This window comes from Neptunicoccus cionae, from assembly GCF_002860325.1.
GTDB classification, from domain to species: domain Bacteria; phylum Pseudomonadota; class Alphaproteobacteria; order Rhodobacterales; family Rhodobacteraceae; genus Amylibacter; species Amylibacter lutimaris.
Genome location: NZ_PKOJ01000004.1, coordinates 182934 through 204828 on the forward strand (window position 1 = coordinate 182934; position 21895 = coordinate 204828).

Below are 21895 nucleotides of genomic sequence, written 5' to 3' on the forward strand. Positions count from 1 at the left end.
AAAGAGACTCTCATGGCGCACAGCTTTGATATCATCCTGCGAAATGGCCGTGTCATGGACCCTGAAACCGGCTTTGATCAGGTCTGCGACCTTGCCGTCAAAGGGGGCTCCATCGCGGCTGTGGGCCATCTCGATGGCAGCGCAGAACAGGAAATCGACGCCACCGGTCTTGTTGTTGCGCCCGGATTTCTCGACCTGCACGCCCACGGACAATCCGTTGCCGCCGACCGGATGCAGGCCTTTGACGGGGTGACAACAACACTAGAGCTGGAAGTGGGCGCCTTGCCTGTAGCCGACTGGTACGCACGGCAGGCCAAACAGCCCCGCGCCCTGAATTATGGCACGGCAGCGGCGTGGTTGTTCGGGCGCAAGGCCACATTCGGGGCAATCGAACTGGACGCATCCGTACACCCGATTGACCAGATGGGTGCAGGATCGGAAAATATGGACTGGTCCACCGAAGCAGCCTCCCCCGAACAAACCAAAGACATTGTAGCGCATGTCCGACAGGGGCTGGAAGACGGCGCAATCGGGATCGGTCTGCCCAACGGCTATGCGCCGGGGGCTGGAGTGAAGGAAATGGCCGATATTTGCGATCTGGCATATGAGTATAACGCTCCGACCTTCACCCATATTGCCTATCTCAGCAACATCGACCCGCAAAGTTCGGTTGACAGTTATGTGCGGCTGATCGGGCTGGCAGGGGCGACCGGTGCGCATATGCACATCTGCCATCTGAACTCGACTTCGCTGATGGATATCGAGCGGGTCGTGGAACTGGTGAAAAAAGCACAGGATCAGGGGCTTCCCGTCACCACCGAAGCCTATCCTTATGGTACGGGCGCAACAGTGGTCAGCGCAGGGTTCTTCATGGACCCGGATTTCACAAACCGCACCGGCAGCGACTATTCCAACATCGAACTGATCCGCAACCACCACCGCTTTTCAGGGCGCGAAGACATGCGCAACGCGCGGGAGGAAGACCCGACCGATCTGGTAATGTGGCATTTTCTTGATGTGGAAGCCAATGACGAACACCGCCGCCTGCTGGACCTTTCGGTAACCTACCCGGGCGGCTCTATCGCATCGGATGCAATGCCTTGGATCAACGAGGACGGCAGCATTTACGAAGGGCTGGACTGGCCCCTGCCTGAAAACCTGTCGGCGCACCCCCGCTCCTCCGGTACGTTCACGCGCTTTCTGCGCGAACATGTCCGCGAACGCAGCACCATGCCGCTGATGGAGGCACTGGCCAAATGCACGATCCTGCCGGCCAAGGTTATCGAAAGCTGTGCTCCTGCAATTCGCAAAAAGGTGCGCTTGCAAGAGGGCTGTGATGCAGACATTGTTGTGTTTGATCTGGAAACCCTGACCGACAAGGCGGATTTCACCGCCATGAACCGTCCCTCCGAAGGGGTGCGGTATTTGCTGGTGAACGGCGAAATGGTGATCCATGAAGGCAAGCTGGAAACCGGTGCCGCTCCGGGCAAACCGATAAAACGCGGCGCAGCGTGAGCGTTCCTGTCCTACTGGTCACAGGCTTTCTGGGGTCCGGTAAAACCACGTTTATCAACCGCCTCTTACAACAGGATCACGGGCGGCGGATTGCTGCGATTGTGAACGACTTCGGTTCGATTAACATCGACGCCGCCTTGCTGGACAGTGCGGCAGACGGGGTGATCGGGTTAAAAAACGGCTGCATCTGCTGTTCGCTTCAGGGCGATCTGATGCGCACGCTCAAGCTGGTTCTTTCCCGACGCCCTGCGCCTGAACTGATCGTGATCGAAGCCAGCGGCGTAGCTGATCCGGCAGGCATCACCCAATCCCTGATGGACCCCGTGATCTGGGCGCAGGCGCGGCTGGAAACCGTGATCGGCATTATTGATGCCACCGATCCTGCGCGGCAGAACGATCCCTTGTGGCTGGCGCAATTGCGCGGGTCCGATGTGTTGTGCCTGTCCAAAACCGCAATGGCAGATCCGTCGGACATAGACCGGCTGAAGGTGGCTTTGTCCGTTCATGGACGAAAACTGATGCTCGATATGGATGAACCGGTCCCTTTAGGCACTCTATTTATCGGCGATGCTCTGGCGCGCGCGCACTCCGATGTCCCCTTACACCCCGATGACCGTTTCTGCCATCTGGAGTGGCGCAGTGAACAAGCGCTAGACCTGCAACAGTTTCAAACGGTAGTCACCCGCCTGACGCCGAATTTGCTGCGGGCAAAAGGGTTTGTACAATTTATCGGGCAACCCGAAGCAACCCTGTTCCAACTGGCTGGGAATCGCGTAGCATTGTCCCGTGCACCGGAACGCACCGAGACCGGAAACGCCCTTGTCCTTATAGGCGAGAGCGGGATTTTCGTCCCTGAAGCCGCACGCTCCGCATTGGATCAACTGCTCCGCTCGGATCCATAGCCGATCACGCAACACGACGATTTCCTGCCCATCCGACTGTAACGGCATGAAGCTTCTGGCCTTATCCGGAAAAACGTTAGAGAATGGGACGGTAATTCGAGAACCGGTTTTTCCATGACGTCAAAAATTCCCTCTACTTCCCGCTCTCTGCCGATTGCCCTGATGCGCGCCCGTGAAGGTGTGATGATCCCGATCCGCGAGATGCTTTCGGATTCTGGGATCACCGAACAACAATGGCGGGTCCTTCGCGTGTTGTCGGAATATGGCGCGCTTGATTCCTCGACGCTGGCGGATCGTGCCAGTCTGCTGTTTCCAAGTCTGACACGGATCGCTGCTACCATGCGGGACAAGGGCCTGATCACCCAGACACGGGGCGAACACGACCGCCGCAAACAGATCATTGCCATCACACCGGAAGGGCAGAAAATCATTGACGACCGCTCTGGCGAGGCGGTGAAGATCGTGGCAGGTTTCAAGGCAAAACTCGGCCCCGATAAATATGAGCAGCTTCTTGATCTACTTGGCCAACTGGATCCCGGACAGCACACAGATTAAGGCGGAATTATCGTGCGCATTGTTGATATTGTAGAAGTCACAAAACCGATCGCCTCGCCGATCCGGAACGCCTATATAGACTTTTCAAAAATGACTGCCAGTCTGGTGGCTGTCGTCACGGATGTTGTACGGGACGGTCGGCGCGTTGTTGGATACGGCTTCAACTCCAACGGGCGATACGGACAGGGCGGGCTGATCCGCGAACGCTTCAGAGACCGTATTCTGGAAGCGGACCCTCAGACCTTGCTGGATCAAAGCGGCACCAATCTGGACGGCCACAAAATCTGGGCGGCCATGATGCAGAACGAAAAGCCGGGGGGGCACGGTGAACGATCTGTCGCGGTCGGAACGCTTGATATGGCGGTTTGGGATGCGATTGCCAAGATCGCGGAAAAACCGCTGTTTCACCTGTTGGCGGAACGCAAGGGGATCACAGCCGATCCCCGCGTCTTTGTCTATGCGGCGGGGGGATATTACTATCCGGGCAAGGACGACAGCGCCTTGCGACGCGAAATGCGCAGTTATCTGGATCGCGGCTATACTGTCGTAAAGATGAAAATCGGCGGTGCGACACTGGCAGAGGACCAGCGCAGGATCGAAGCTGTGCTGGACGAAATCGGTACAGAGGCACAGCTGGCGGTGGATGCCAACGGCCGCTTCGATCTGGAGACAGCCATCAGTTATGCCAAGATGCTGCGGACCTATCCGCTGTTCTGGTACGAGGAAATCGGCGATCCGCTGGACTATGCCCTACAAGCCGCCATGTCGGAATTCTATCCCGCCCCTATGGCCACAGGGGAGAACCTGTTTTCCCATCAGGACGCCCGCAACCTGCTGCGCTATGGCGGGATGCGGCCGGATCGGGACTGGCTGCAATTCGACTGCGCCCTGTCTTATGGCTTGGTTGAATACGAACGCACGCTGGATGTTCTGGAACAGTTCGGCTGGTCCCCGAAACGCTGCATTCCCCACGGCGGGCACCAGATGTCTCTGAACATTGCGGCAGGGCTGGGGCTTGGCGGAAACGAAAGCTATCCCGACCTGTTCCAACCTTATGGCGGTTTCCCTGACGGGGTGGAGGTGATCGACGGTCATATCACAATGCCGGAACTGGTTGGCATCGGGTTTGAGGGCAAGGCCGATCTGATCAAGGTGATGCGGGAACTGGCCGAATAGCCCGGCTTACTTGCGGTTTCCCGACACCACATGTTCACTGTCGATACCGCCAAGGGAATGGAACAACCCGCCGGTATTGCTGACTCCGAATTTCTTGAGCAGCTTGGCGCGGTAGACCTCTACAGTGCGGTAAGAAATATCCAGCTTCAGCGCGATCTCCTTACTGGTCAGACCGTCGGAAAGATGGCTCAGGATTTCCCGTTCCCGCCGTGTCAGCGGCAGATAGGGACGCACGGCGGACAGGTCGGCAAAGCTCCAGACCGCCCGTTCCAGCGGATTTTCCGGCGTGAAGGTATGGCCCCGCACGCGGCACCAGAACAGGGTCGCATCCTTACGCGCCATGATACGTTCGTCCCAATAGGTGTTGGTGGCCCGCAACTGCTGCACCCCGCGGTCACGGATGTTCACAAACTCCTCTTGTGACGGATAGAGGATCGAAAACAACTGGTCGCGAAGTTCATCGCGGGAATACCCAAACATCTGCGCAAAAGCTGCGTTACATTCGCGAATAACGCGGTTCTGCGTCACGACAAGACCCACAGGAGCATGGACAAAAGCCAACTCTGCCAATGAGTTATCGCCAAAATCAGAACACATACGTATTTCCACCATCTTGCCCAAACGGATCCAATGCTGGACCTTTGAAGTTCAAGTTAAACAACGGGTCTGCGATGGGCAACCACCGTAGCGCGCGTTATGGGAGGATATTATGAAGACATTCACACGTCTGGCCGCTGCACTGGCCGGCGCGGCCACTTTTGCGAGCGCCGCATGGGCTGAAGACCCGATTAAAATTGCCCTGATCCACGGTTTGTCCGGCAGCAGCTTTGAAGCTTTTTCCAAACAGGCCCAAACCGGATTTGAACTGGGTCTGGAATATGCCACCGACGGAACCAACACCGTCAAGGGCCACCCGATTGAAGTGATTATTAAGGATACGCAGTTCAAACCGGATGTAGCCCGCGCCGTTCTGGCGGAAGCCTACGGTGATGACGAAGTGCTGTTGGCTGTGGGTGCCACGTCTTCCGGCGTGACCAAAGGTATGTTGCCGATTGCCGAGGAATACGAGAAAATCCTGATCGTTGAACCGGCCGTTGCGGACAGCCTGACAGGACCGGACAGCAACCGCTATATTTTTAAAACCTCGCGCAACTCCAGCATGGATATGCAGGCACAGGCGCTGGCGCTGAAGCCTGATGAGAACCTCTATGTGGCCACGATTGCCGAGGATTATGCCTTTGGTCAGGACGGTATCGCCGCCTTCAAAACAGCCCTTGAAGGCACGGGCGCAACTGTGGTGACAGAAGAATACGTCCCCCAAGGCACCGCCGATTTCACCGCCGCAGCAGAACGGATGTTCAACGCGCTGAAAGACAAGGAAGGCCGTAAGGTGATCCTCGTTTACATCGCGGGTGGTGGCGATGCGCCGGGTAAAATTCAGGCACTGGACCCGAGCCGTTACGGAATCGAGATTTCCATGGGCGGGCATATCCTGCCGGTTCTGCCAACCTACAAACGTTTTCCGGGCATGGAAGGCGCGGTTTATTACTATTATGAAGCCTACGACAATCCGGTGAACAACTGGCTGGTCAAGGAACATCAGGCCCGTTTCGACGGCCCGCCGGATTTCTTTACCGCAGGTGGTATGGCAGCAGCGCTGGCTGTAGTAAAAGCGATCGAGACAGCCGACAGCCTTGAAACCGAGGATCTGATCAAGGCGATGGAAGGCATGTCATGGGACACCCCGAAAGGCGAAATGACCTTCCGCCCCGAAGACCATCAGGCGCTGCAATCTATGGTGCATTTCAAAATCCGCGTGGATGAAAACGTAGACTGGGCGATCCCCGATCTGGTGCGCATCATCGAACCTTCAGAGATGAACATCCCTATCGGCCGTACCAACGACTGATTGCCAAAGGACCGGCGCGCAAGCCGCTGCGCCGGTCCAGACAACAGGAATTCCTTTCATGTCCGAACCATCCCTCGTCACGCGGGATCTGACCATTCGTTTTGGTGGTCATGTCGCCGTCAATCAGGTGTCCTGCGCCTTTCATCCGGGAGAACTGACCGTCATTGTCGGCCCGAACGGAGCGGGCAAAACCACCTATTTCAACCTGATCTCGGGCCAGTTAACCGCAACTTCCGGTCAGGTTCTTAAAGGCGGGCAGAATTTGGTCGGCCTTTCCCCGTCTGCCCGTGCACGTCTCGGGGTCGGGCGGGCGTTTCAACTGACCAACCTGTTTCCGCAACTCAGCGTGCTGGAAAACATCCGCCTTGCCGTGCAGGCCCGTTCCGGCCACGGCTGGCGCGTGTTGCGCCGCGCCGACAGTTTTACCGAACTGACCCGCAAGGCGGAACATTATCTGGAAGCGACCCGTCTGTCAGGCGTGGCTCATACCACAGCCGCCGCCCTGCCCCACGGGGACCAACGGAAACTGGAGGTCGCTCTTTTGATGGCGATGGAGCCGGATATTTACATGTTTGACGAACCCACTGCCGGCATGTCTTTGGATCATGCGCCGGATGTGCTGGACCTGATTTTCCAGATCAAGGCCGACCCGACCAAAACAGTGCTGCTGGTGGAACACAAGATGGACGTGGTGCGCAAACTGGCGGACCGGATCATCGTGCTTCACAACGGAGAACTGCTGGCGGACGGCCCCCCCGAAGAGGTGATGTCGAGCCAGATCGTGCGGGATGTTTATCTTGGCACCGCTACGGAGGAAACCGCGTGACCCTTCTGAGCCTGAACAATATGAAAACCGACATCGGCCAATACGCCGTACTGCACGGTGTGACGCTGGATATTCCCGAAGGCGGCGTTTTTGTCCTACTGGGGCGCAATGGCGCGGGCAAGACGACAACATTGCGGTCGATCATGGGGCTGTGGAGCCCGACCCCCGGTTCCGTCACCTTCCGAGGTGCAGATATCACCGGATTGCACACGGCCGAAATAGCCCGCAAGGGCATCGCTTATGTGCCGGAAAACATGGGTATCTTTGGAAGTCTTACGGTTGAGGAAAACCTGATCCTCGCCACCGAAAAGGGACGGTTTGACCAGCCCCGCCTTAAACGGATTTACGCGCTGTTTCCCGCACTGGAGCAGTTCTGGACCAAACAGGCGTGGAGCCTGTCGGGCGGGCAGAAACAGATGCTCGCCGTAGCCCGTGCCATAATCGAACCCCGTGCGCTGATCCTGATTGACGAACCGACCAAGGGACTCGCCCCGTCAATTGTTGCGGCGATGGCCGAAGCCTTTCGCGAGATTTCCCAAAGCGCCACGATCCTGCTGGTGGAGCAGAACTTTCATTTTGCCAAAAGCATCGGGCGCGACATGGCGGTGATTGACGACGGGCTGGTGGCCCATGCGGGAACAATGGCGGATTTCGCCGCTGACACGGAATTGCAAGAGCGGCTGCTAAGCCTGTCTGCCTGAGGAGTATCATGGAAAATCTTTCACAGTTTTTTGGGCGTTTTGGCGGGGTTTACCTGCTACCGGTCGGACTCGCGCTCGGGGCGTTTGTGCTGATCGGCGCTCCGTCGTCTTGGGCCACACTGACCATCGCTGGGCTTTCAATGGGGATGATGGTGTTCCTGATGGCTTCCGGTCTGAGCCTGATTTTCGGGCTGATGGACGTGCTGAACTTCGGCCATTCCGCCTTTATCAGCTTTGGTGCCTTCGTTGCCGCCACAGTGCTTTCCGCCCTCAGCGGCTGGGTCGGGGCTGACAGCGTGTTTCTCAATTCAATGGCGCTGGTGTTTGCCCTGCTTGCGGCAATCTCTTTCGGGCTGGCGGCGGGGTGGTTTTTTGAATCCGTGATTATCCGCCCTGTCTACCATGACCACCTGCGCCAGATCCTGATCACCATGGGCGCCCTGATCGTATCCGAACAGATCATTCTGGCCCTTTGGGGTGGAACGCCAATCACCGTTTTGCGGCCGCATTTTCTGGAAGGCGCGATCATTCTTGGCAATGTCAGCGTAGAAATTTACCGCCTGTTTGCCTTCGGCTTGGGCCTTGTCGCCTTTATCGGGCTTTATCTGGTGCTGAACCGCTCCCGGATCGGGCTGCTGGTGCGTGCGGGCGTAGAGAACCGCGAGATGGTTGAGGCACTCGGCTTTCGCATCGACCGCCTTTTTATTGGCGTCTTTATGGTCGGATCGGCACTGGCCGCAGTGGGCGGAGCAATGTGGGCAGGATATGAAACCCTGATCACCCCCGCCCTTGGCGGCGAGATGATGATCGTTGTCTTTATCGTTGTGATCATTGGCGGGTTGGGGTCAATCGAAGGCACGTTATTGGGCGCTATCATGGTGGGACTGACTGCAAATTATGTTGGCTTTCTTGCACCGAAACTGGCGCTTGCGTCCAACATGATCCTGATGACCATTATCCTTTTGTGGCGGCCAAACGGCCTGCGTCCGGCGGTGAAATAGATGTCTGCTTCTCTCTCCAAACCAAGCTTCGGTGATATTGCTGTCAAATCCACGGTATTGCTGATCGCAGCCCTGCTGTGTTTCGCCCCCTTCCTGTTTCAGGACGTGCGGGCATTGGAAGTTGCCGCGCGCATCTGTGTCTTTATCGTGCTGGTAGCGAGTTATGACCTTTTGATCGGCTACACCGGTATCGTCAGTTTTGCCCACACCATGTTCTTTGGCTTCGGGGCTTATGGTGCGGCGATCCTGCTGCGCCAGATGGGGCCGGGATGGGATGCGGTGATCCTTGGCGGGCTGGCGGGCGTGCTGGTGTCCCTTGTGGTGGCCACCGCAATCGGCCTGTTAAGCCTGCGTGTGAAGGCAATCTTCTTTGCCATGATCACACTGGCGGCAGCCTCTGTCGCATTGGTTCTGGCCTCGCAACTGTCCCATTTCACTGGCGGCGAGGACGGGATCACATACCGCACGCCGGACCTGTTCAAACCGGCCTTTAAACTGATGGTCGATGAGGACGGCAAGGTGTTACGCCTCTTCGGTGTGAAAATGAATGGCAAGCTCGCAGCCTATTACTTTGTCTTTGTGACCTGCCTGTTGTTGTTCTTCGTCATGTTACGACTGGTGGGATCGCCGCTTGGCACTGTGCTGAAAGCCATCCGCGAGAACGAGGCCCGCGCCGAGGCAATCGGCTACCGCGTTGTTGCCTACCGCACCTTTGTCTTTTGCCTGTCTGCCGCCATCGCGAGCCTTGCCGGCACGGTCTACGCAGTCTGGTTGAAATACACCGGACCTGACACCGCGCTGTCCTTTGCCATTATGATCGACATCCTGTTGATGGTGGTAATCGGGGGCATGGGCACCATGTGGGGTGCTGTCATCGGGGCAGTGTTGATGGTCATCGCACAATATTACCTGCGGGACCTGATGGGTGTTGCCGCCGAAGCCACAGCCAAACTTCCGCTTCTGCCGGAACTTCTGAATCCCGATCGTTGGCTGTTCTGGCTCGGCATAATATTCATCCTGCTGGTGTATTTCTTTCCCAAGGGCATCGTTGGAACCATCACGCAAAAAGGGGCGCGCGGATGACCGGCCCGCGTTCTGTAATGGTTCCGGTGATGGATCACGAAATCCACGTCACTGAATGGGGAAACTCCACCAATCCGCCGCTGGTCCTTTCCCACGCAATGGCACGGACCGGACGGGATTTTGACGAATTGGCCCGCGCCCTGTCTGACGGTTATTTTGTGCTTTGCCCCGACATGATCGGGCGGGGTCTGTCCAGTTGGTCTGCCAATCCCGAAGCGGAATATTCGATCGAATACTACGCAGGCATCAGCGCAGATCTTATGGATGTCTACGGCCTGGACGCTGTGTCGTGGCTTGGAACGTCGATGGGCGGTTTGATCGGAATGCGGCTGGCCTCGGGGCGGGATGCGGACCGGATTAAACAACTGGTCGTTAATGATATTGGTCCTGAAGTGCCAAAAACCTCGATAGATCGCATTCTGTCCTACGTCGGCGACCTACCGCGATTTGCCGGATTTAATGCGGGCGAAAAATGGCTGCGTGGCGCCTATCACCCTTTCGGTCCGGCAGACGATGAATTCTGGCAGCGCATGGCGCGCACTTCCCTGCGCCGGACCTCCAGCGGCGCGCTGACGCTACATTATGATCCCGCGATCACCATCCAGTTCTCTGCCTCGGCAGACGAGCTGCAAAGCTGGTCCAGATGGGAACAGATCACATCACCAACCCATGTACTGCGCGGTGTTTCATCCGATATGCTGACCGCAGAGATTGCGGCGCGTATGTGTGTCAGCGGACCTGAACCGAAACTGACAGAGTTTGCCGGTTGCGGCCACGCGCCCAGCCTGTCGCGACCCGAAGACATCCGCATAATCCGCGAAATACTGTCGGGCCGCCAATCCTAAATCACGGCTTATAGCGCACAGCCTGAAACAGGGCTGCCTTCTTCGGCTGTGCCTGATGCTGCGTGATCAGCTGTCACTCGCGAACTCCTCAACGTCGATCACGGTTAGGGTCCGACGTTCGTCATCTCTGGTATCCCAGAAGAAACTGGCCCCTTTGGCAAGCCCCAGAAGCGCCACGCCGATCGGCGTCATCACAGAAATGCGTTGCCGGTCAATATCCGCTTCCTCGGGATAGACCAGCGTGACCGATTTTACCTGCCCTGTCGTCTCGTCCCTGTATGTGACCTTGCGCCCGATCGATACGACATCAGCTGGCAGCTTGGCCGGTTTCACGATCCGCGCCCGGCCCAGTTCCCCCAACAGGCGATCGGCAAGATCGGGATTTCGCTCCAGCGCACCCTCTGCCAGCGCTTCAATATGGCCGAGTTCGTCTTCGTTAATTACAATCTTTGGCGCGCGGGGGGTCCGTGTTTTGCGGCTCGCCGCAGGGGATAGGGTCATCGTGTGATCTCCTTGAATTCGCATTTGGATGCAGTCGACAAAATCCGGCGCAGCCAAGCCGCGCCGGATGGGTGTTTTTCAAATTAGGGGAGTCGCGTCAGGCGGTGGCGCTGAGGTGTTCCACCCGCAAGGTGGCGGTTGTTCCATCCTCGCAAAGTAAGGGGGCTTCTTCGCCCGCGCGCATTCCGATCAGCGTCGCCCCGAGAACGGAAGACACAGGAATAACGCCGCCCCCGACACCGGGCCTAGCGCGATGCACAAGGAGGCCGGACCGTTCCGGACCGCCGTCTATGCTGTAGCTTACCACACTACCACCCGTGACCGCGTCACAGGGCTGCACGGTATCAAGCACCCGCGCACCAAAAATCTTGCGCTTCAACAGGGCCGTGATCAGTGGCGTAGACGGACGCCGGCCTGTTTCACACTGGCGCAAATGACGCTGGAGCTGTTGATGCTCCTGATCGCTGATCGCACCGGAAAAAGGCGGCACTTTGGCGGGCAGACGGTTTGTGTGACCGCGCGTATCAACGCTGGTTTCTAATGGACGGCGGATATTGCTCATGTTTACTCCTCGGACGCGATGGCATCCTGTTTCACAGCTGACTGTTTGAAAACGCCCCAGGAAGCTTTGCAAGCGCACGTGCGCTCATGCCGCCCGGGGTTAAGAGCGGTTGAGTAAAGGAAATCGCGAAAGTTCAGCTTTGTTCAACATATCAAAAAGCTAGGCACTCACCTGCTGATAGTCAATCACCCGTCCTACTTCCCAAGGAAAACAGGCAGGAATCTACCGAGACAATTCAGGCCCCTTAAACTGCGCCCACGACAGCGTCAAAAATTGCTTTGGGGCGATCCACGCTTATATAACAAATGAATAAAGGATAAATCGTCTCGCACCACCGGCAGCGGGGCCAAGCCGAAAAGGTCGAAATAACCACCCATGCAGAAACGAACACAATTACGTGTGGCCAGCTACAATATCCGCAAGGCGGTCGGTCTGGACTGGCGGCGGGATGCCGAACGGATTGTACAAGTTCTGCATGAAATTGACGCTGATGTGGTGGTGTTACAGGAATCCGATAAAAGGGTCGGCCAGCGGTCCGGCGTTTTGCCCGCCACGCGGCTTCAAAGCGATCTCGGGTATGTCTTGGTCGATCTCTCAATCCGGCCTCGGAGTCACGGCTGGCACGGCAATGCCATTCTTTACCGGCAAGGCGGGCTCAATCTGGAGCGAAGCAACCGCATACACCTGCCCGCACTCGAACCGCGCGGCGCAGTGGCGGCACGGTTTGCAGAGCCCGGACTGGAAATCATAGGCGTGCATCTTGGACTGACGCGCCGGATCCGCGCGCGCCAGCTCTCTGCCTTACGCGCCTATATGGAGCGGGCCGATCATCCGGTTCTAATGGCGGGTGACTTTAACATTTGGGCGCGGGGAGGACAAACCGGCGATCTGCTGGGGCGAGAGGCCGAAATGGTTCTTCCCGGCAACAGCTTTCATGCAGCCCGTCCGACAGCCCCGCTTGACCGCTTTGTATTGCGGGGCGGCATCCGTCAGGTGTCAAGCCACGTCCATTACTCTGCTCTGGCAGCAAAAGCTTCCGATCATTTGCCTGTGGTAATCGACGCCGAGGTTTCACACCCGTGCATGTAAACATTCTCCTCGGTCTTCACGGCGTTATCGTATTAACCTTTACGCTTCGCATTCTTCTGCGGGACGACCTGTCTCCCCCTGCCCGACTGGCGTGGTTTGTGGTGTTGAATGTGGTCCCCTTCGGGGGCAGTGCAATTTATTTCCTGTTCGGGGAAATCGATCTAGGCAAGAAGGCGAAACAGGCGCGAAGGCTGGTCTCGCGCAATATCTATGACCATGCCGGTGATCTGAAAGGCAGGGAAGAGGACGTCAGCACCGACATTTCGCGGCAGTACCGATCAGTTTTCCGCTACGGTGCTTCGATAAACGGTTTTTATCCGGTAAACGGCAACCGCGCCGCCCTTATGGCGGACGGGGAGGAAACGCTGGAACGCATGGTTGCGGACATCGATGCTGCGAAACATCACGTGCATATGCTCTGCTATATCTGGCTGGAAGATCACACCGGCACCGATCTTGCCGAGGCATTGATCCGTGCCACGAAGAGAGGCGTGATCTGCCGCGCGGTGGCGGACGGTCTGGGGTCCCGGCGCTTGATCAAATCCGCGCTCTGGCAGCGGATGAAGGATGCCGGTGTGAAACTGGCGGTGGCGCTTCCGCTTGACCGGCCCTTGCACACGATCCTCACCAGCCGTCTTGATCTTCGCAATCACCGCAAGATTACAGTTATTGACGGCAAAATCACCTATTGCGGCAGTCGGAACTACGCTGATCCGGAATTTCTGGTCAAAGCCAGATACGCCCCGTGGGTAGATATAATGGTACGGTTTGAAGGCCCGATAGTGGCACAAAACCAGCTGTTGTTCGTAAGTGACTGGGCGCAGGCCACAGGCGAAACGCTGGAGGATCTGGTGGAGCCGGTTGAACCGTTCAAGGATGGTTTTCCGGCGCAGGCACTCGGCTTTGGACCTGTAGAGCGGCGCGGCGCCACCCCGCAACTGTTTTCAACCGCGATTGCCTGCGCACAAGAACAGATAATTCTCTCAACGCCGTATTTCGTGCCGGATGGCACCGTACTCGACGCATTGTGCACCGCGGCCTTGCGCGGCGTGCGCGTGACACTGGTCTTTCCCAAACGCAACGACAGCAAGATCGTCGCGGCTGCCAGTAAGAGTTACTATCTTAAACTGCTGGAGGCAGGCTGCGAGATATACGAGTATAAGGGCGGGCTGCTTCACGCCAAAACCCTGACAGTGGATGGCCGGTTGGGGCTGGTCGGCTCCTCCAACCTTGATATTCGCAGTTTCGATTTGAACTTTGAAAACAACATCCTGTTTCAGGATGAATCTCTGGCGGGCGAGATTTACGAGCGCCAGCAGGTTTATATTTCCGGCGCTGATCCGGTGACACTGATCCATGTGTCAAACTGGCCCTATCACCGGCGGATCTGGAACAATATCATCGCCACCATCGGTCCGATCCTGTGAATCAGCCGCTGACTAACTGCCACCGGCGTCCCGCATTTTTCCGCGCCGCCCGTAAGGGGTTTCGTTGAAACGGGCCTTATAGTGGCGCGTGAACAAACCGTTAGAGCTGAACCCCGCCGCCATTGCGATTTCTGTCACGTTGAGATTGGTTTCAGTCAACAAGGTGCGGGCGCGATCCAGCCGCATGTTGCGATAGACGGTAGCGGGCGTTTCATCGAACAGCTTTTTGAACTGGCGTTCCATTTGACGGCGGGAAAACTCCCCCTCCTCTGCCAGTTCCTCCAGTGTCAGCGGGTCTTCGATATTGGCCTGCATCGCCTGCAACACCGCCAGCACCTTGGGGTCACGGGAATTGATTGCCTTGGCAATCGAACTGCGTTGTTCCCGCGCCGGTGACAGATCACCGCCGCTCAGACACATATCCGATACCGCAGTGGCAAAAGCCTCGCCGTAGTCTTCCAGAATAATCGACAGCATCATTTCAGTGGCAGCCGCGCCACCGCCGCAAGTGTAAATCCCGCGATCTGCTTCGAAACGGCGGCTGGTGGGCTGCAGATCCGGAAAGGTCTCGACAAAGCCGGGCTGGTTTTCCCAATGCAGCGTAAATCGGCGGTCCTGCAAAAGACCGGCCCGAGCCAGCGTGGCCGCGCCGGTACAGATCCCCCCCATGTTGCCACCGAACCGCGCATGTTTGCGCAATGCCTGCAACACGGCGTCTGACGCAACTTCCGTACCCCGGTTTCCCGAACACACCCAAAGGTGCATATCCGGCGTCAATCCGTGAAGATCCCCGTGGGCGCCCACGTCCACGCCGGAGGAAGAGCACACCGCATCACCGGTTTCCGACAGCACGACCCAACCATAGAGCGGCTTTTGCGCCAGCTGGTTCGCAATGCGCAGCGGATCGAGCGCGGAACTGAAGGCCAGAAGTGTGAATTCCGGCAAAAGAAGAAAGCCGAAACGGCGGGTTTCCCTGACCTGCGCAACCGGAAAACTGAACGCCCCCGCAGGAACAACGTCCACGGGCGCTTTAATAGGCGGGGTATCAGAAGCAGGGCACATGACGTGGCGAAAACCTTGCAAGAAACATCAGACCGGAACTGGCCTGACGTTAACTACACCACTTCTCCCCTGCAACAAAAGCACTGTTCTCCTGTCCTTGGCTTCCGGTCGCTCAGACCGCGGCTTTAACGGGTTCTGCCGCTGCCGTATCCTGCGTTACAAAACACGCTGCCTTGCCATGCCGGGACGTGGAACAAAGTTCAGGCGCGCTCTGGCTGCATTTGGGCAGAGCCACCGGACAGCGGGGATGAAAGGCGCAGCCGCTTGGCGGGTTGAGCGGGCTTGGCGGCTCTCCGGCCTGCGCCTCGACACGGCGTTTGGGATTTTCGATGTCCGGAATCGTTGCCAGCAGCAATTTGGAATAAGGATGCTTTGGATTGGTAAACAACTCTTCTACGGGGGCCTGTTCAACGATCCGTCCCAGATACATCACTGCGATGTGGTTGGACATATGCCGTACCACGCTCAGGTCGTGGCTGATGAACAGATAGGTCAGCCCCAGTTCGTCCTGCAAGCGGCGCATCAGGTTCAGGATTTGCGCTTGCACCGAAACATCCAGCGCCGAAGTCGGCTCGTCACAGACGAGCAGTTCCGGTTCGGAAGCCAGCGCACGGGCGATGGAGATCCGCTGGCGCTGGCCGCCGGAAAATTCGTGCGGGTATTTCAGTGCGTCATCCGCGCCAAGCCCCACGGTTTCAAGCAATTCACGCACCCGATCCAGTGTTTCCTTTTCCGTGTCGCGCAGCTTCATTTCGCGGATCGGTTCCGCGATGATATCCCCGACGCGCCAGCGGGGGTTCAGACTGGAATGGGGGTCTTGAAAAATCATCTGAACCTTGATCGGGCGACCCTTGGCCCCAGTCCCGAAACGGATGTCACCGTTGGTGGTGGCGTAAAGCCCTGTCACCAGCCGCGCCACAGTGGATTTACCGCAACCGGATTCGCCGACGATGCTGAAACAGGTGCCTTTTTCCACGGTGAACGAGATATCCGAAACCGCTTCTACATAGAGTTTCGGGCGACGTTCAAGCACACGGTTCAGCCACGGGGCCGATACATCAAACACTTTGCTGACATGATTTACCGTTAAAGCGGGTGCGGTATCCTCTAGAACTACGCTCATTCTGTTCCTCCTTGTTGCAACCAGCAGGCTGCGCTGGTTGTGCCAACCTGTTGCAGCGACGGTTTCTGCGCACTGCATTTTGGCCCCGCATAGGGGCAGCGGGGATGAAAGGCACAGCCCGAAGGCCGTGCATTCAGTCGGGGCATGGACCCGTCAATCTGAGAGAGAACCTCTACACGGTCATGCAGGCTCGGGATCGCGGACATAAGGCCCTTGGTATAAGGATGCTGCGGGTTGTGGATCACATCGCTGACCGGACCACTTTCCACCACGCGCCCGGAATACATCACGCAGACCCGATCCGCCGTTTCCGCAATCACGCCCATATCGTGGGTCACAAGCATGATACCCACGCCGGTTTCATCGCAAAGCTTGCGCAGCAGCGCGGTGATCTGCGCCTGAATGGACACATCCAGCGCGGTGGTCGGTTCATCAGCGATAATCAGGCGCGGCCCCGCCGCCAGTGCAAGTGCGATCACAACCCGCTGCCGCATCCCGCCGGAAAACTGGTGGGGATACTGGCGCAGTCGTTCTTCGGGGGCGGGAATACCAACACTACGCAACAGTTCCAGCGCGCGGGCTTCGGCCTCCGTTTTGGAAAGCGGGGTGTGCAGGCGGATGGTTTCCACCAGCTGCTTGCCTACCGTGAACAGCGGGTTCAGCGCGGTCAGCGGGTCCTGAAAGATCGCGCCCATCTCGCGGCCGCGCACCTTGGTCAGTTCGGCTTCGGTCAAAGTATCAACGCGGCGCCCCCCAACGTGGATGGCGCCCTGTGCGATGCGGCCGGGATGTTCGAGCAGGCCAAGCACCGCCAGCCCTGTAATGGATTTACCCGCACCGCTTTCGCCCACCACCCCGAGGATCTCTCCCGGTGCGATCTGCATGGATACGTCGTCTATTGCTGTCAGAACCCCGCGTCTGGTGGGAAACTCGACGCTTAGCCCCTGCACATCCAGCGCAGGGGTCGCGTTGATCGAGTCTTCGGGCACGGGAATGGGCTGAACCATCATGCTAGTCTCCATTCATCAGGGGAAAGGTGGGTGGGAAAATCTGCTCTACAGGCGGATGCCCGAGGGTGCGTTCGGGATATTTTTCAACCAGTCCGTCGAACTGGTCCTGCATTGCGGCACGGGCCGCCTTCATGTCGATACCGGCCACGTCGCCGTTGCGCATGGACAAACGTCCGTCCACGATTGTCGCCCGGGTCACACGGCCCGTTGCGCCAAGGATCAGGGTTTGCACCGGATCAATGCGCGGCGCCATATGGGGATCAGCCATGTCGAACACGGCAATATCTGCTTTGGCTCCTGCCCGCAGCACGCCGATGTCGTCACGGCGCAGGGCCTTGGCCCCGTTCAGGGTTGCCGCATCGAACATCTCTGCCGAGGTGATCGAGGTATGTCCGTCCTGCATCCGGCAGGCCATCATCCCCACCGCCATATTCAGCACCATGTCGGGCGGTGCCGTATCGGTGCCCATAGCAAGGTTAATGCCCATGTCCCGCAGCTTTGCAAAAGAGCGCAGCGCACCGCCATGACGGGCTGCAACCAGCGGGCAATGGATCACGGACACGCCGTGATCACGGTAGAGCGCAAGATCGGTATCATCCGCTACAGTCGCATGAGGGGCGAGCAGTCTGGGTGACAGCGCTTCAAAGCTGTTCAACCACTGCGGCGCGGTTTTACCATGCAGCGACTGTACGGTTTGTAGTTCCATCATGCCCTGCGCCATGTGCAGACGCACCGGACAATCCAGATCCTCCGCTGCGGACATAGTGCGTTCCAGCAGGGTTTGCGTGCAGGTTTCCACACGGTCCGGTGCAAGCATCGGAGACACAAGATCACGCCCCTGCACGGATTGCGCAAAACCGACCGCATCGTCCAGCCCTTGCAATCCGCGGTCTTCGTCAAATCGGGCGTGCATGGCGCCGGTTTCATCAACCACCATCCCGCCCGCACGATACGCCGGACCAAGCCAGACCCGCAGGCCCATGTCCTGCGCTGCATCGGCGGCGGCAGAAAACTCTGCGACGGTCTCGCCCCATTCGCGGTAAAACAGGGACGCAATCGGCGCGGCTGATGTAATGCCGTTCAACAGCAACTGCCCGAAGGCAAACCGTTTCTGCGCCACCAGTTCTTCGGGCGAATACATCTCATAAGGGCCGCGATCCACATAGGCTTGCGGCCAGACGCGGCCCTTTTTCTCGCTCGGCCAGTTGTCATGGGCCAGCAGCGTGGTGTCGAGATCGGACAGGGCGTCCAGATCGACGAAACCGGGGGCGACCAGTGCCGCGCCCATGTCAAAACGGGCGCTGACCTCTCCGTCAAAACGTTTTCCGGCAAAGAGGATCCGGTCGTTTTCAATCACAACCTCACCCCCGCGCAGCAGACGGCGGCCCTGTTCCGTGTCCACCACGATCCAGTCGGCTGTCAGGCTCCAGCGGCCTGCGGGACGTTGCCCGAGGGGAAGATCGTCAAAGCGCATTACGGGGCCTCGATCAGCGTGGCACCGTCACGGGCCGTTACTTTGCCCGCCTTCACCACCAGTTTGCGCGGTGCGTGGGACACGATGGCATGGGCCACGGCAACGCCTTCGACCAGAACCAGATCCCCCGGCGCGCCTACTTCCAGCGCACGGCGTTCCATGCCCATGGCAACCGCGCCGCCACCTGCGCAAATATCCAGCGCCTGATACATTTCCTTGTCAGAGCGCAGGTTATTGCGCAGACCGACGAATTTCGCCCGCTCCAGCATGTCGCCGTTGCCATAAGGCCCCCAAGTGTCCTGAATACCGTCATTCCCTGCCCCGATGCGGATGCCGTGGGCCTGCAACTGTTTGACCAGAGGCGCAGGGCTGCTGGCGGGGGCAGTGGTCATAATTGCGACATCCAGCGCGGCGAGCCGTTCCAGCAAGCCTTCGACCCGCGCCTGATCCGGCATCCCGAGACAGAAGGCATGGGAAATACTGATCTTGCCTTTCATGCCCAAAGCTTCGGCCCGATCAAGGGTCTGTTCCATGGAAAACGCGCCCAATTCGCCCCGTTCGTGCAGATGGATGTCGATGCCTTTGCCATGTTTGTCGGCCAGTGCAAAGATCGTATCCAGATGCCCCTTCGGATCGCGATCAACGCCACAAGGGTCCAGCCCGCCCATCAGATCCGCACCCATTTTCAGCGCCTCGTCCAGCAGTTCGGCGGTGCCGGGGCTGATCATCAGACCGGATTGGGGAAAGGCGACAGTCTGTATTTCCACCACATCGGCCAGTTTTTCTGCGGTTTCCATCACACCTTCCAGCGCGCGCAGCCCGCCTGTGGTATCAATATCAACATGGCTGCGGATCAGGGTCGCACCATATCCGGCGGTCTTCAAAGCATGCCGCATGGATTGCACGTGGGGGTCCATACCAAGACGGGTTTTCATCTGGCGTTCGTTATCGATCATCGCCATCAGATTGCCGCCGCCCACATCGTTGTGATACCACGGATAGCCCAGCAGGGATTTATCCAGATGTGTATGCGCCTCGGTCAATGCAGGGATCGCGATCCGCCCGCCGGCATCCTCTACCGGTGTGGTGCCTGCCTCCTGATCCGGAGCAATTTTCGCAATCCGCCCGTTTTCGATCAACAGGTCGGTCGGCTCTCCGTCAAGGATACGCAGGTTTTTTATCAACAGATTATTCATGGTCTTTTTCCTTAGAACGCTTGCGCTTAGCGCAGTTTGGGGTTCAGCGCGTCGCGCAGCCAGTCACCCAGCATGTTTACAGCCACCACAAGAATGCAAAGCTGGATGGAGGGGAACAACACGATCCACCAAGACCCCGAGAACAGATACTGGTTGCCCACGCGGATCAATGTGCCAAGCGAAGGTTGGTTCGGTGGCATCCCGACACCCAAGAATGAAAGGGTCGCTTCGATCAGAATGGCCAGACCGAAGTTCAGCGTCGCCGCCACAAAGATTGGCGTCAGCGTGTTGGGCAGGATATGTTTTAGCATCAGACGGCGCGCAGGGGTGCCCACCAGCCGCGAAGCCATGACATATTCCTTGCGCCGCTCCACCATAGTCTGGGCACGGACCACACGGGCGTATTGCACCCATGAATACATCGCAATTGCCAGCACCAATACCGCGGCCACACCGACTTCTCGGAAGGCGGGCGGCAGGAACTGCTGCGCGACCGAACTGACAAGGATTGCCACCAGAACAATCGGGATCGACAGCAGCACATCGCCAATCCGCATCAGCACATTGTCAATCCAGCCGCCATAATAGCCGGCCATCAGGCCAAGCCCGATACCCACCACCAAAGACACGGCAACCGAGGCAATGCCGATGATGATCGAGATCCGCGTACCATAGAGAATACCCGACAGAATATCGCGGCCCTGCACGTCTGTTCCCAGAAGGAACGGCATCTGACCACCCTCCATCCAGATCGGCGGCAGCTCGGCGTTCCACAGCTCAAGCGCCGCCAGATCATAGGGGTTCTGGGGCGACAGAACAGGCGCAAGAAAGGCCGTGATGATCACCAGCAACAGGACAATCGCGGCCCCGACTGCGGATTTGTGGGATTTGAAGGACCACCACAGATCACTGTCCCAGAAACGTTCCATACGGGACGGCACAGCTTTGACAGAGGTTTGATCGCTCATTTTTCGGCTCCTCTCAGGCGGGGATCAATCACCGCATAGGTCATGTCTACGATGGCATTCAGCACCACAAAGATCAGCGCGACGATACACAGGTATGCGGCCATAATCGGCACATCCACAAAGGTTACGGCCTGAATGAACAGCAACCCCATGCCCGGCCACTGAAAGACGGTTTCCGTAACCAGAGCGAAGGCGATCAGCCCGCCGATCTGCATGGCCGTCATGGTCACAACCGGCATCAGACAGTTGCGCAGCGCGTGGCGAAAGTGGATGGAACGCGCCGGAATACCCCGTGCCCGTGCGAATTTGATAAAGTCTGATCGCAGCACCTCCAGCATTTCGGCGCGCACCAGACGCATCACCAAAGTGATCTGGAACAACGACAGGGATAGTGCAGGTAAGACAATGGACATCCTCCCCGAGGAAGACAGCAGCCCAGTTGTCCACCAGCCGAGATCCACCGTGTCGCCACGCCCGAAGGCAGGGAACCAGCCGAGCCAGACGGAAAACACAAGGATCAAACCGATCCCGACAACGAAACTGGGTAAGGATATGCCTATAATAGACGTAAACTGCATGGTTTCGGCGTACCAGCTTTGCCGTTTGATGGCGGTAATTACCCCCATCGGCACACCGACAATCAGCGATATGAATGTCGCCACCAGCACCAGTTCAAAGGTTGCTGGAAAACGTTCGGCGATCATGTCCAGCACGTCACGCTGGTTGCGGAAGGAAATTCCGAAGTCTCCTGTCGCGGCGCGTCCGACGAAAGAGGTGAATTGCACAAGAAAGGGTTTGTCGAGCCCGAGCCGTTCGCGCAGATCGTCGCGTTGCTCTTGGGTGGCTTGCTCGTTCAGCATCTGATCCACAGGATCACCGACGAAGCGGAAGATTACAAAGGCCAGAAACGTCACGGAGAGCATGACAAAAACGGCATTGGCGAGGCGCTTTATGATGAAAGCCAGCATTG

The 21895-nt window shown here is 57.9% G+C and carries 22 protein-coding genes; 12 read left to right on the plus strand and 10 right to left on the minus strand.

All coding sequences use genetic code 11. From position 1 onward, the window contains the following. Window positions 1-12 precede the first annotated feature (12 nt). The 4 genes from C0U40_RS11600 to C0U40_RS11615 all read left to right on the plus strand — a co-directional run bounded on the left by C0U40_RS11600 (window position 13) and on the right by C0U40_RS11615 (window position 4148). Window positions 13-1515 carry an amidohydrolase family protein gene (locus C0U40_RS11600; RefSeq protein ID WP_101655953.1) on the plus strand — a complete coding sequence of 501 codons (1503 nt, stop codon included), beginning with the start codon at window positions 13-15 and terminating at the stop codon, window positions 1513-1515. Then, a complete protein-coding gene (locus C0U40_RS11605; RefSeq protein ID WP_101655954.1) occupies window positions 1512-2417 on the plus strand; it encodes a CobW family GTP-binding protein in 906 nt (301 codons plus the stop codon). Before C0U40_RS11600 ends, C0U40_RS11605 begins: the two co-directional genes overlap by 4 nt. A gap of 114 nt (window positions 2418-2531) precedes the next feature. Further along, window positions 2532-2972, plus strand: coding sequence for a homoprotocatechuate degradation operon regulator HpaR (gene hpaR, locus C0U40_RS11610; RefSeq protein WP_101655955.1), 441 nt, complete (start codon window positions 2532-2534; stop codon window positions 2970-2972). A 12-nt stretch (window positions 2973-2984) separates the two neighbouring features. Next, a complete protein-coding gene (locus C0U40_RS11615) occupies window positions 2985-4148 on the plus strand; it encodes a mandelate racemase/muconate lactonizing enzyme family protein (protein WP_101655956.1) in 1164 nt (387 codons plus the stop codon). Between the two features lie 6 nt (window positions 4149-4154). Here C0U40_RS11615 and C0U40_RS11620 read toward each other — a convergent pair whose 3' ends face one another. Continuing rightward, window positions 4155-4745, minus strand: coding sequence for a LuxR C-terminal-related transcriptional regulator (locus C0U40_RS11620; RefSeq protein ID WP_286134929.1), 591 nt, complete (start codon window positions 4743-4745; stop codon window positions 4155-4157). Window positions 4746-4857: 112 nt separating this feature from the next. Between C0U40_RS11620 and C0U40_RS11625 the strand changes: the two genes are divergently transcribed. Genes C0U40_RS11625 through C0U40_RS11650 form a run of 6 tightly spaced genes read left to right on the plus strand, consistent with a single transcriptional unit; the run spans window position 4858 to window position 10513 of the window. Continuing rightward, the gene (locus C0U40_RS11625) at window positions 4858-6057 is read left to right on the plus strand and encodes a substrate-binding domain-containing protein (RefSeq protein WP_101655958.1); all 1200 of its coding nucleotides are present in this window, start codon (window positions 4858-4860) and stop codon (window positions 6055-6057) included. 58 nt (window positions 6058-6115) lie between these two features. Next, window positions 6116-6883: an ABC transporter ATP-binding protein gene (locus C0U40_RS11630; RefSeq protein WP_101655959.1), complete on the plus strand. Its 768-nt coding sequence runs from the start codon at window positions 6116-6118 to the stop codon at window positions 6881-6883. After that, window positions 6880-7584 carry an ABC transporter ATP-binding protein gene (locus tag C0U40_RS11635; RefSeq protein WP_101655960.1) on the plus strand — a complete coding sequence of 235 codons (705 nt, stop codon included), beginning with the start codon at window positions 6880-6882 and terminating at the stop codon, window positions 7582-7584. The genes C0U40_RS11630 and C0U40_RS11635 overlap by 4 nt, the downstream gene beginning before the upstream one ends. An 8-nt stretch (window positions 7585-7592) precedes the next feature. Then, window positions 7593-8585 carry a branched-chain amino acid ABC transporter permease gene (locus tag C0U40_RS11640; RefSeq protein ID WP_101655961.1) on the plus strand — a complete coding sequence of 331 codons (993 nt, stop codon included), beginning with the start codon at window positions 7593-7595 and terminating at the stop codon, window positions 8583-8585. Further along, window positions 8586-9668 carry a branched-chain amino acid ABC transporter permease gene (locus tag C0U40_RS11645; protein ID WP_101655962.1) on the plus strand — a complete coding sequence of 361 codons (1083 nt, stop codon included), beginning with the start codon at window positions 8586-8588 and terminating at the stop codon, window positions 9666-9668. Then, window positions 9665-10513 (plus strand): alpha/beta fold hydrolase, encoded by an 849-nt coding sequence (locus C0U40_RS11650; RefSeq protein WP_101655963.1) that lies wholly within the window; start codon window positions 9665-9667, stop codon window positions 10511-10513. Before C0U40_RS11645 ends, C0U40_RS11650 begins: the two co-directional genes overlap by 4 nt. 66 nt (window positions 10514-10579) lie before the next feature. Here C0U40_RS11650 and rnk read toward each other — a convergent pair whose 3' ends face one another. Further along, entirely contained in the window at window positions 10580-11014 is a 435-nt protein-coding gene (gene rnk / locus C0U40_RS11655; RefSeq protein WP_101655964.1) for a nucleoside diphosphate kinase regulator, read from the minus strand. 97 nt (window positions 11015-11111) lie between these two features. Then, window positions 11112-11576 (minus strand): hypothetical protein, encoded by a 465-nt coding sequence (locus C0U40_RS11660; RefSeq protein WP_101655965.1) that lies wholly within the window; start codon window positions 11574-11576, stop codon window positions 11112-11114. Between the two features lie 375 nt (window positions 11577-11951). On the opposite strand from C0U40_RS11660, the gene C0U40_RS11665 reads away from it, so the two are divergent. Together C0U40_RS11665 and cls are read left to right on the plus strand one after the other, a co-directional pair. Next, the gene (locus C0U40_RS11665) at window positions 11952-12665 is read left to right on the plus strand and encodes an endonuclease/exonuclease/phosphatase family protein (RefSeq protein WP_101655966.1); all 714 of its coding nucleotides are present in this window, start codon (window positions 11952-11954) and stop codon (window positions 12663-12665) included. Further along, window positions 12656-14092 carry a cardiolipin synthase gene (gene cls / locus C0U40_RS11670; protein WP_101655967.1) on the plus strand — a complete coding sequence of 479 codons (1437 nt, stop codon included), beginning with the start codon at window positions 12656-12658 and terminating at the stop codon, window positions 14090-14092. Before C0U40_RS11665 ends, cls begins: the two co-directional genes overlap by 10 nt. 12 nt (window positions 14093-14104) lie before the next feature. Here the strand turns inward: cls and C0U40_RS11675 are convergent, their stop codons facing one another. From C0U40_RS11675 to C0U40_RS11705, 7 genes are all read right to left on the minus strand, one after another. Continuing rightward, window positions 14105-15115: a GlxA family transcriptional regulator gene (locus C0U40_RS11675; RefSeq protein WP_286134931.1), complete on the minus strand. Its 1011-nt coding sequence runs from the start codon at window positions 15113-15115 to the stop codon at window positions 14105-14107. Between the two features lie 151 nt (window positions 15116-15266). After that, window positions 15267-16277 carry an ABC transporter ATP-binding protein gene (locus C0U40_RS11680; protein ID WP_101655969.1) on the minus strand — a complete coding sequence of 337 codons (1011 nt, stop codon included), beginning with the start codon at window positions 16275-16277 and terminating at the stop codon, window positions 15267-15269. Then, window positions 16274-17287, minus strand: coding sequence for an ABC transporter ATP-binding protein (locus C0U40_RS11685; RefSeq protein WP_286134932.1), 1014 nt, complete (start codon window positions 17285-17287; stop codon window positions 16274-16276). Before C0U40_RS11685 ends, C0U40_RS11680 begins: the two co-directional genes overlap by 4 nt. Window position 17288: 1 nt before the next feature. Next, window positions 17289-18761, minus strand: coding sequence for a chlorohydrolase family protein (locus C0U40_RS11690; protein WP_101655970.1), 1473 nt, complete (start codon window positions 18759-18761; stop codon window positions 17289-17291). After that, window positions 18761-19957 (minus strand): amidohydrolase family protein, encoded by a 1197-nt coding sequence (locus tag C0U40_RS11695; RefSeq protein ID WP_101655971.1) that lies wholly within the window; start codon window positions 19955-19957, stop codon window positions 18761-18763. The genes C0U40_RS11690 and C0U40_RS11695 overlap by 1 nt, the downstream gene beginning before the upstream one ends. A gap of 26 nt (window positions 19958-19983) precedes the next feature. Further along, window positions 19984-20925, minus strand: coding sequence for an ABC transporter permease (locus C0U40_RS11700; RefSeq protein ID WP_101655972.1), 942 nt, complete (start codon window positions 20923-20925; stop codon window positions 19984-19986). Beyond that, entirely contained in the window at window positions 20922-21893 is a 972-nt protein-coding gene (locus tag C0U40_RS11705) for an ABC transporter permease (protein WP_101655973.1), read from the minus strand. The genes C0U40_RS11700 and C0U40_RS11705 overlap by 4 nt, the downstream gene beginning before the upstream one ends. Window positions 21894-21895: the final 2 nt, after the last annotated feature.

Excerpts from the sequence above, each read along its gene's own strand:
- C0U40_RS11685 (WP_286134932.1), bottom strand. The coding sequence starts at position 17,287 with ATGATGGTTCAGCCCATTCCCGTGCCCGAAGACTCGATCAACGCGACC.
- C0U40_RS11660 (WP_101655965.1), bottom strand. The coding sequence starts at position 11,576 with ATGAGCAATATCCGCCGTCCATTAGAAACCAGCGTTGATACGCGCGGT.
- C0U40_RS11625 (WP_101655958.1), top strand. The coding sequence starts at position 4,858 with ATGAAGACATTCACACGTCTGGCCGCTGCACTGGCCGGCGCGGCCACT.
- C0U40_RS11620 (WP_286134929.1), bottom strand. The coding sequence starts at position 4,745 with ATGTGTTCTGATTTTGGCGATAACTCATTGGCAGAGTTGGCTTTTGTC.
- C0U40_RS11665 (WP_101655966.1), top strand. The coding sequence starts at position 11,952 with ATGCAGAAACGAACACAATTACGTGTGGCCAGCTACAATATCCGCAAG.
- C0U40_RS11705 (WP_101655973.1), bottom strand. The coding sequence starts at position 21,893 with ATGCTGGCTTTCATCATAAAGCGCCTCGCCAATGCCGTTTTTGTCATG.
- C0U40_RS11650 (WP_101655963.1), top strand. The coding sequence starts at position 9,665 with ATGACCGGCCCGCGTTCTGTAATGGTTCCGGTGATGGATCACGAAATC.
- C0U40_RS11680 (WP_101655969.1), bottom strand. The coding sequence starts at position 16,277 with ATGAGCGTAGTTCTAGAGGATACCGCACCCGCTTTAACGGTAAATCAT.
- C0U40_RS11600 (WP_101655953.1), top strand. The coding sequence starts at position 13 with ATGGCGCACAGCTTTGATATCATCCTGCGAAATGGCCGTGTCATGGAC.
- C0U40_RS11630 (WP_101655959.1), top strand. The coding sequence starts at position 6,116 with ATGTCCGAACCATCCCTCGTCACGCGGGATCTGACCATTCGTTTTGGT.
- C0U40_RS11700 (WP_101655972.1), bottom strand. The coding sequence starts at position 20,925 with ATGAGCGATCAAACCTCTGTCAAAGCTGTGCCGTCCCGTATGGAACGT.
- C0U40_RS11690 (WP_101655970.1), bottom strand. The coding sequence starts at position 18,761 with ATGCGCTTTGACGATCTTCCCCTCGGGCAACGTCCCGCAGGCCGCTGG.
- hpaR (WP_101655955.1), top strand. The coding sequence starts at position 2,532 with ATGACGTCAAAAATTCCCTCTACTTCCCGCTCTCTGCCGATTGCCCTG.
- C0U40_RS11645 (WP_101655962.1), top strand. The coding sequence starts at position 8,586 with ATGTCTGCTTCTCTCTCCAAACCAAGCTTCGGTGATATTGCTGTCAAA.
- rnk (WP_101655964.1), bottom strand. The coding sequence starts at position 11,014 with ATGACCCTATCCCCTGCGGCGAGCCGCAAAACACGGACCCCCCGCGCG.
- C0U40_RS11640 (WP_101655961.1), top strand. The coding sequence starts at position 7,593 with ATGGAAAATCTTTCACAGTTTTTTGGGCGTTTTGGCGGGGTTTACCTG.
- C0U40_RS11695 (WP_101655971.1), bottom strand. The coding sequence starts at position 19,957 with ATGAATAATCTGTTGATAAAAAACCTGCGTATCCTTGACGGAGAGCCG.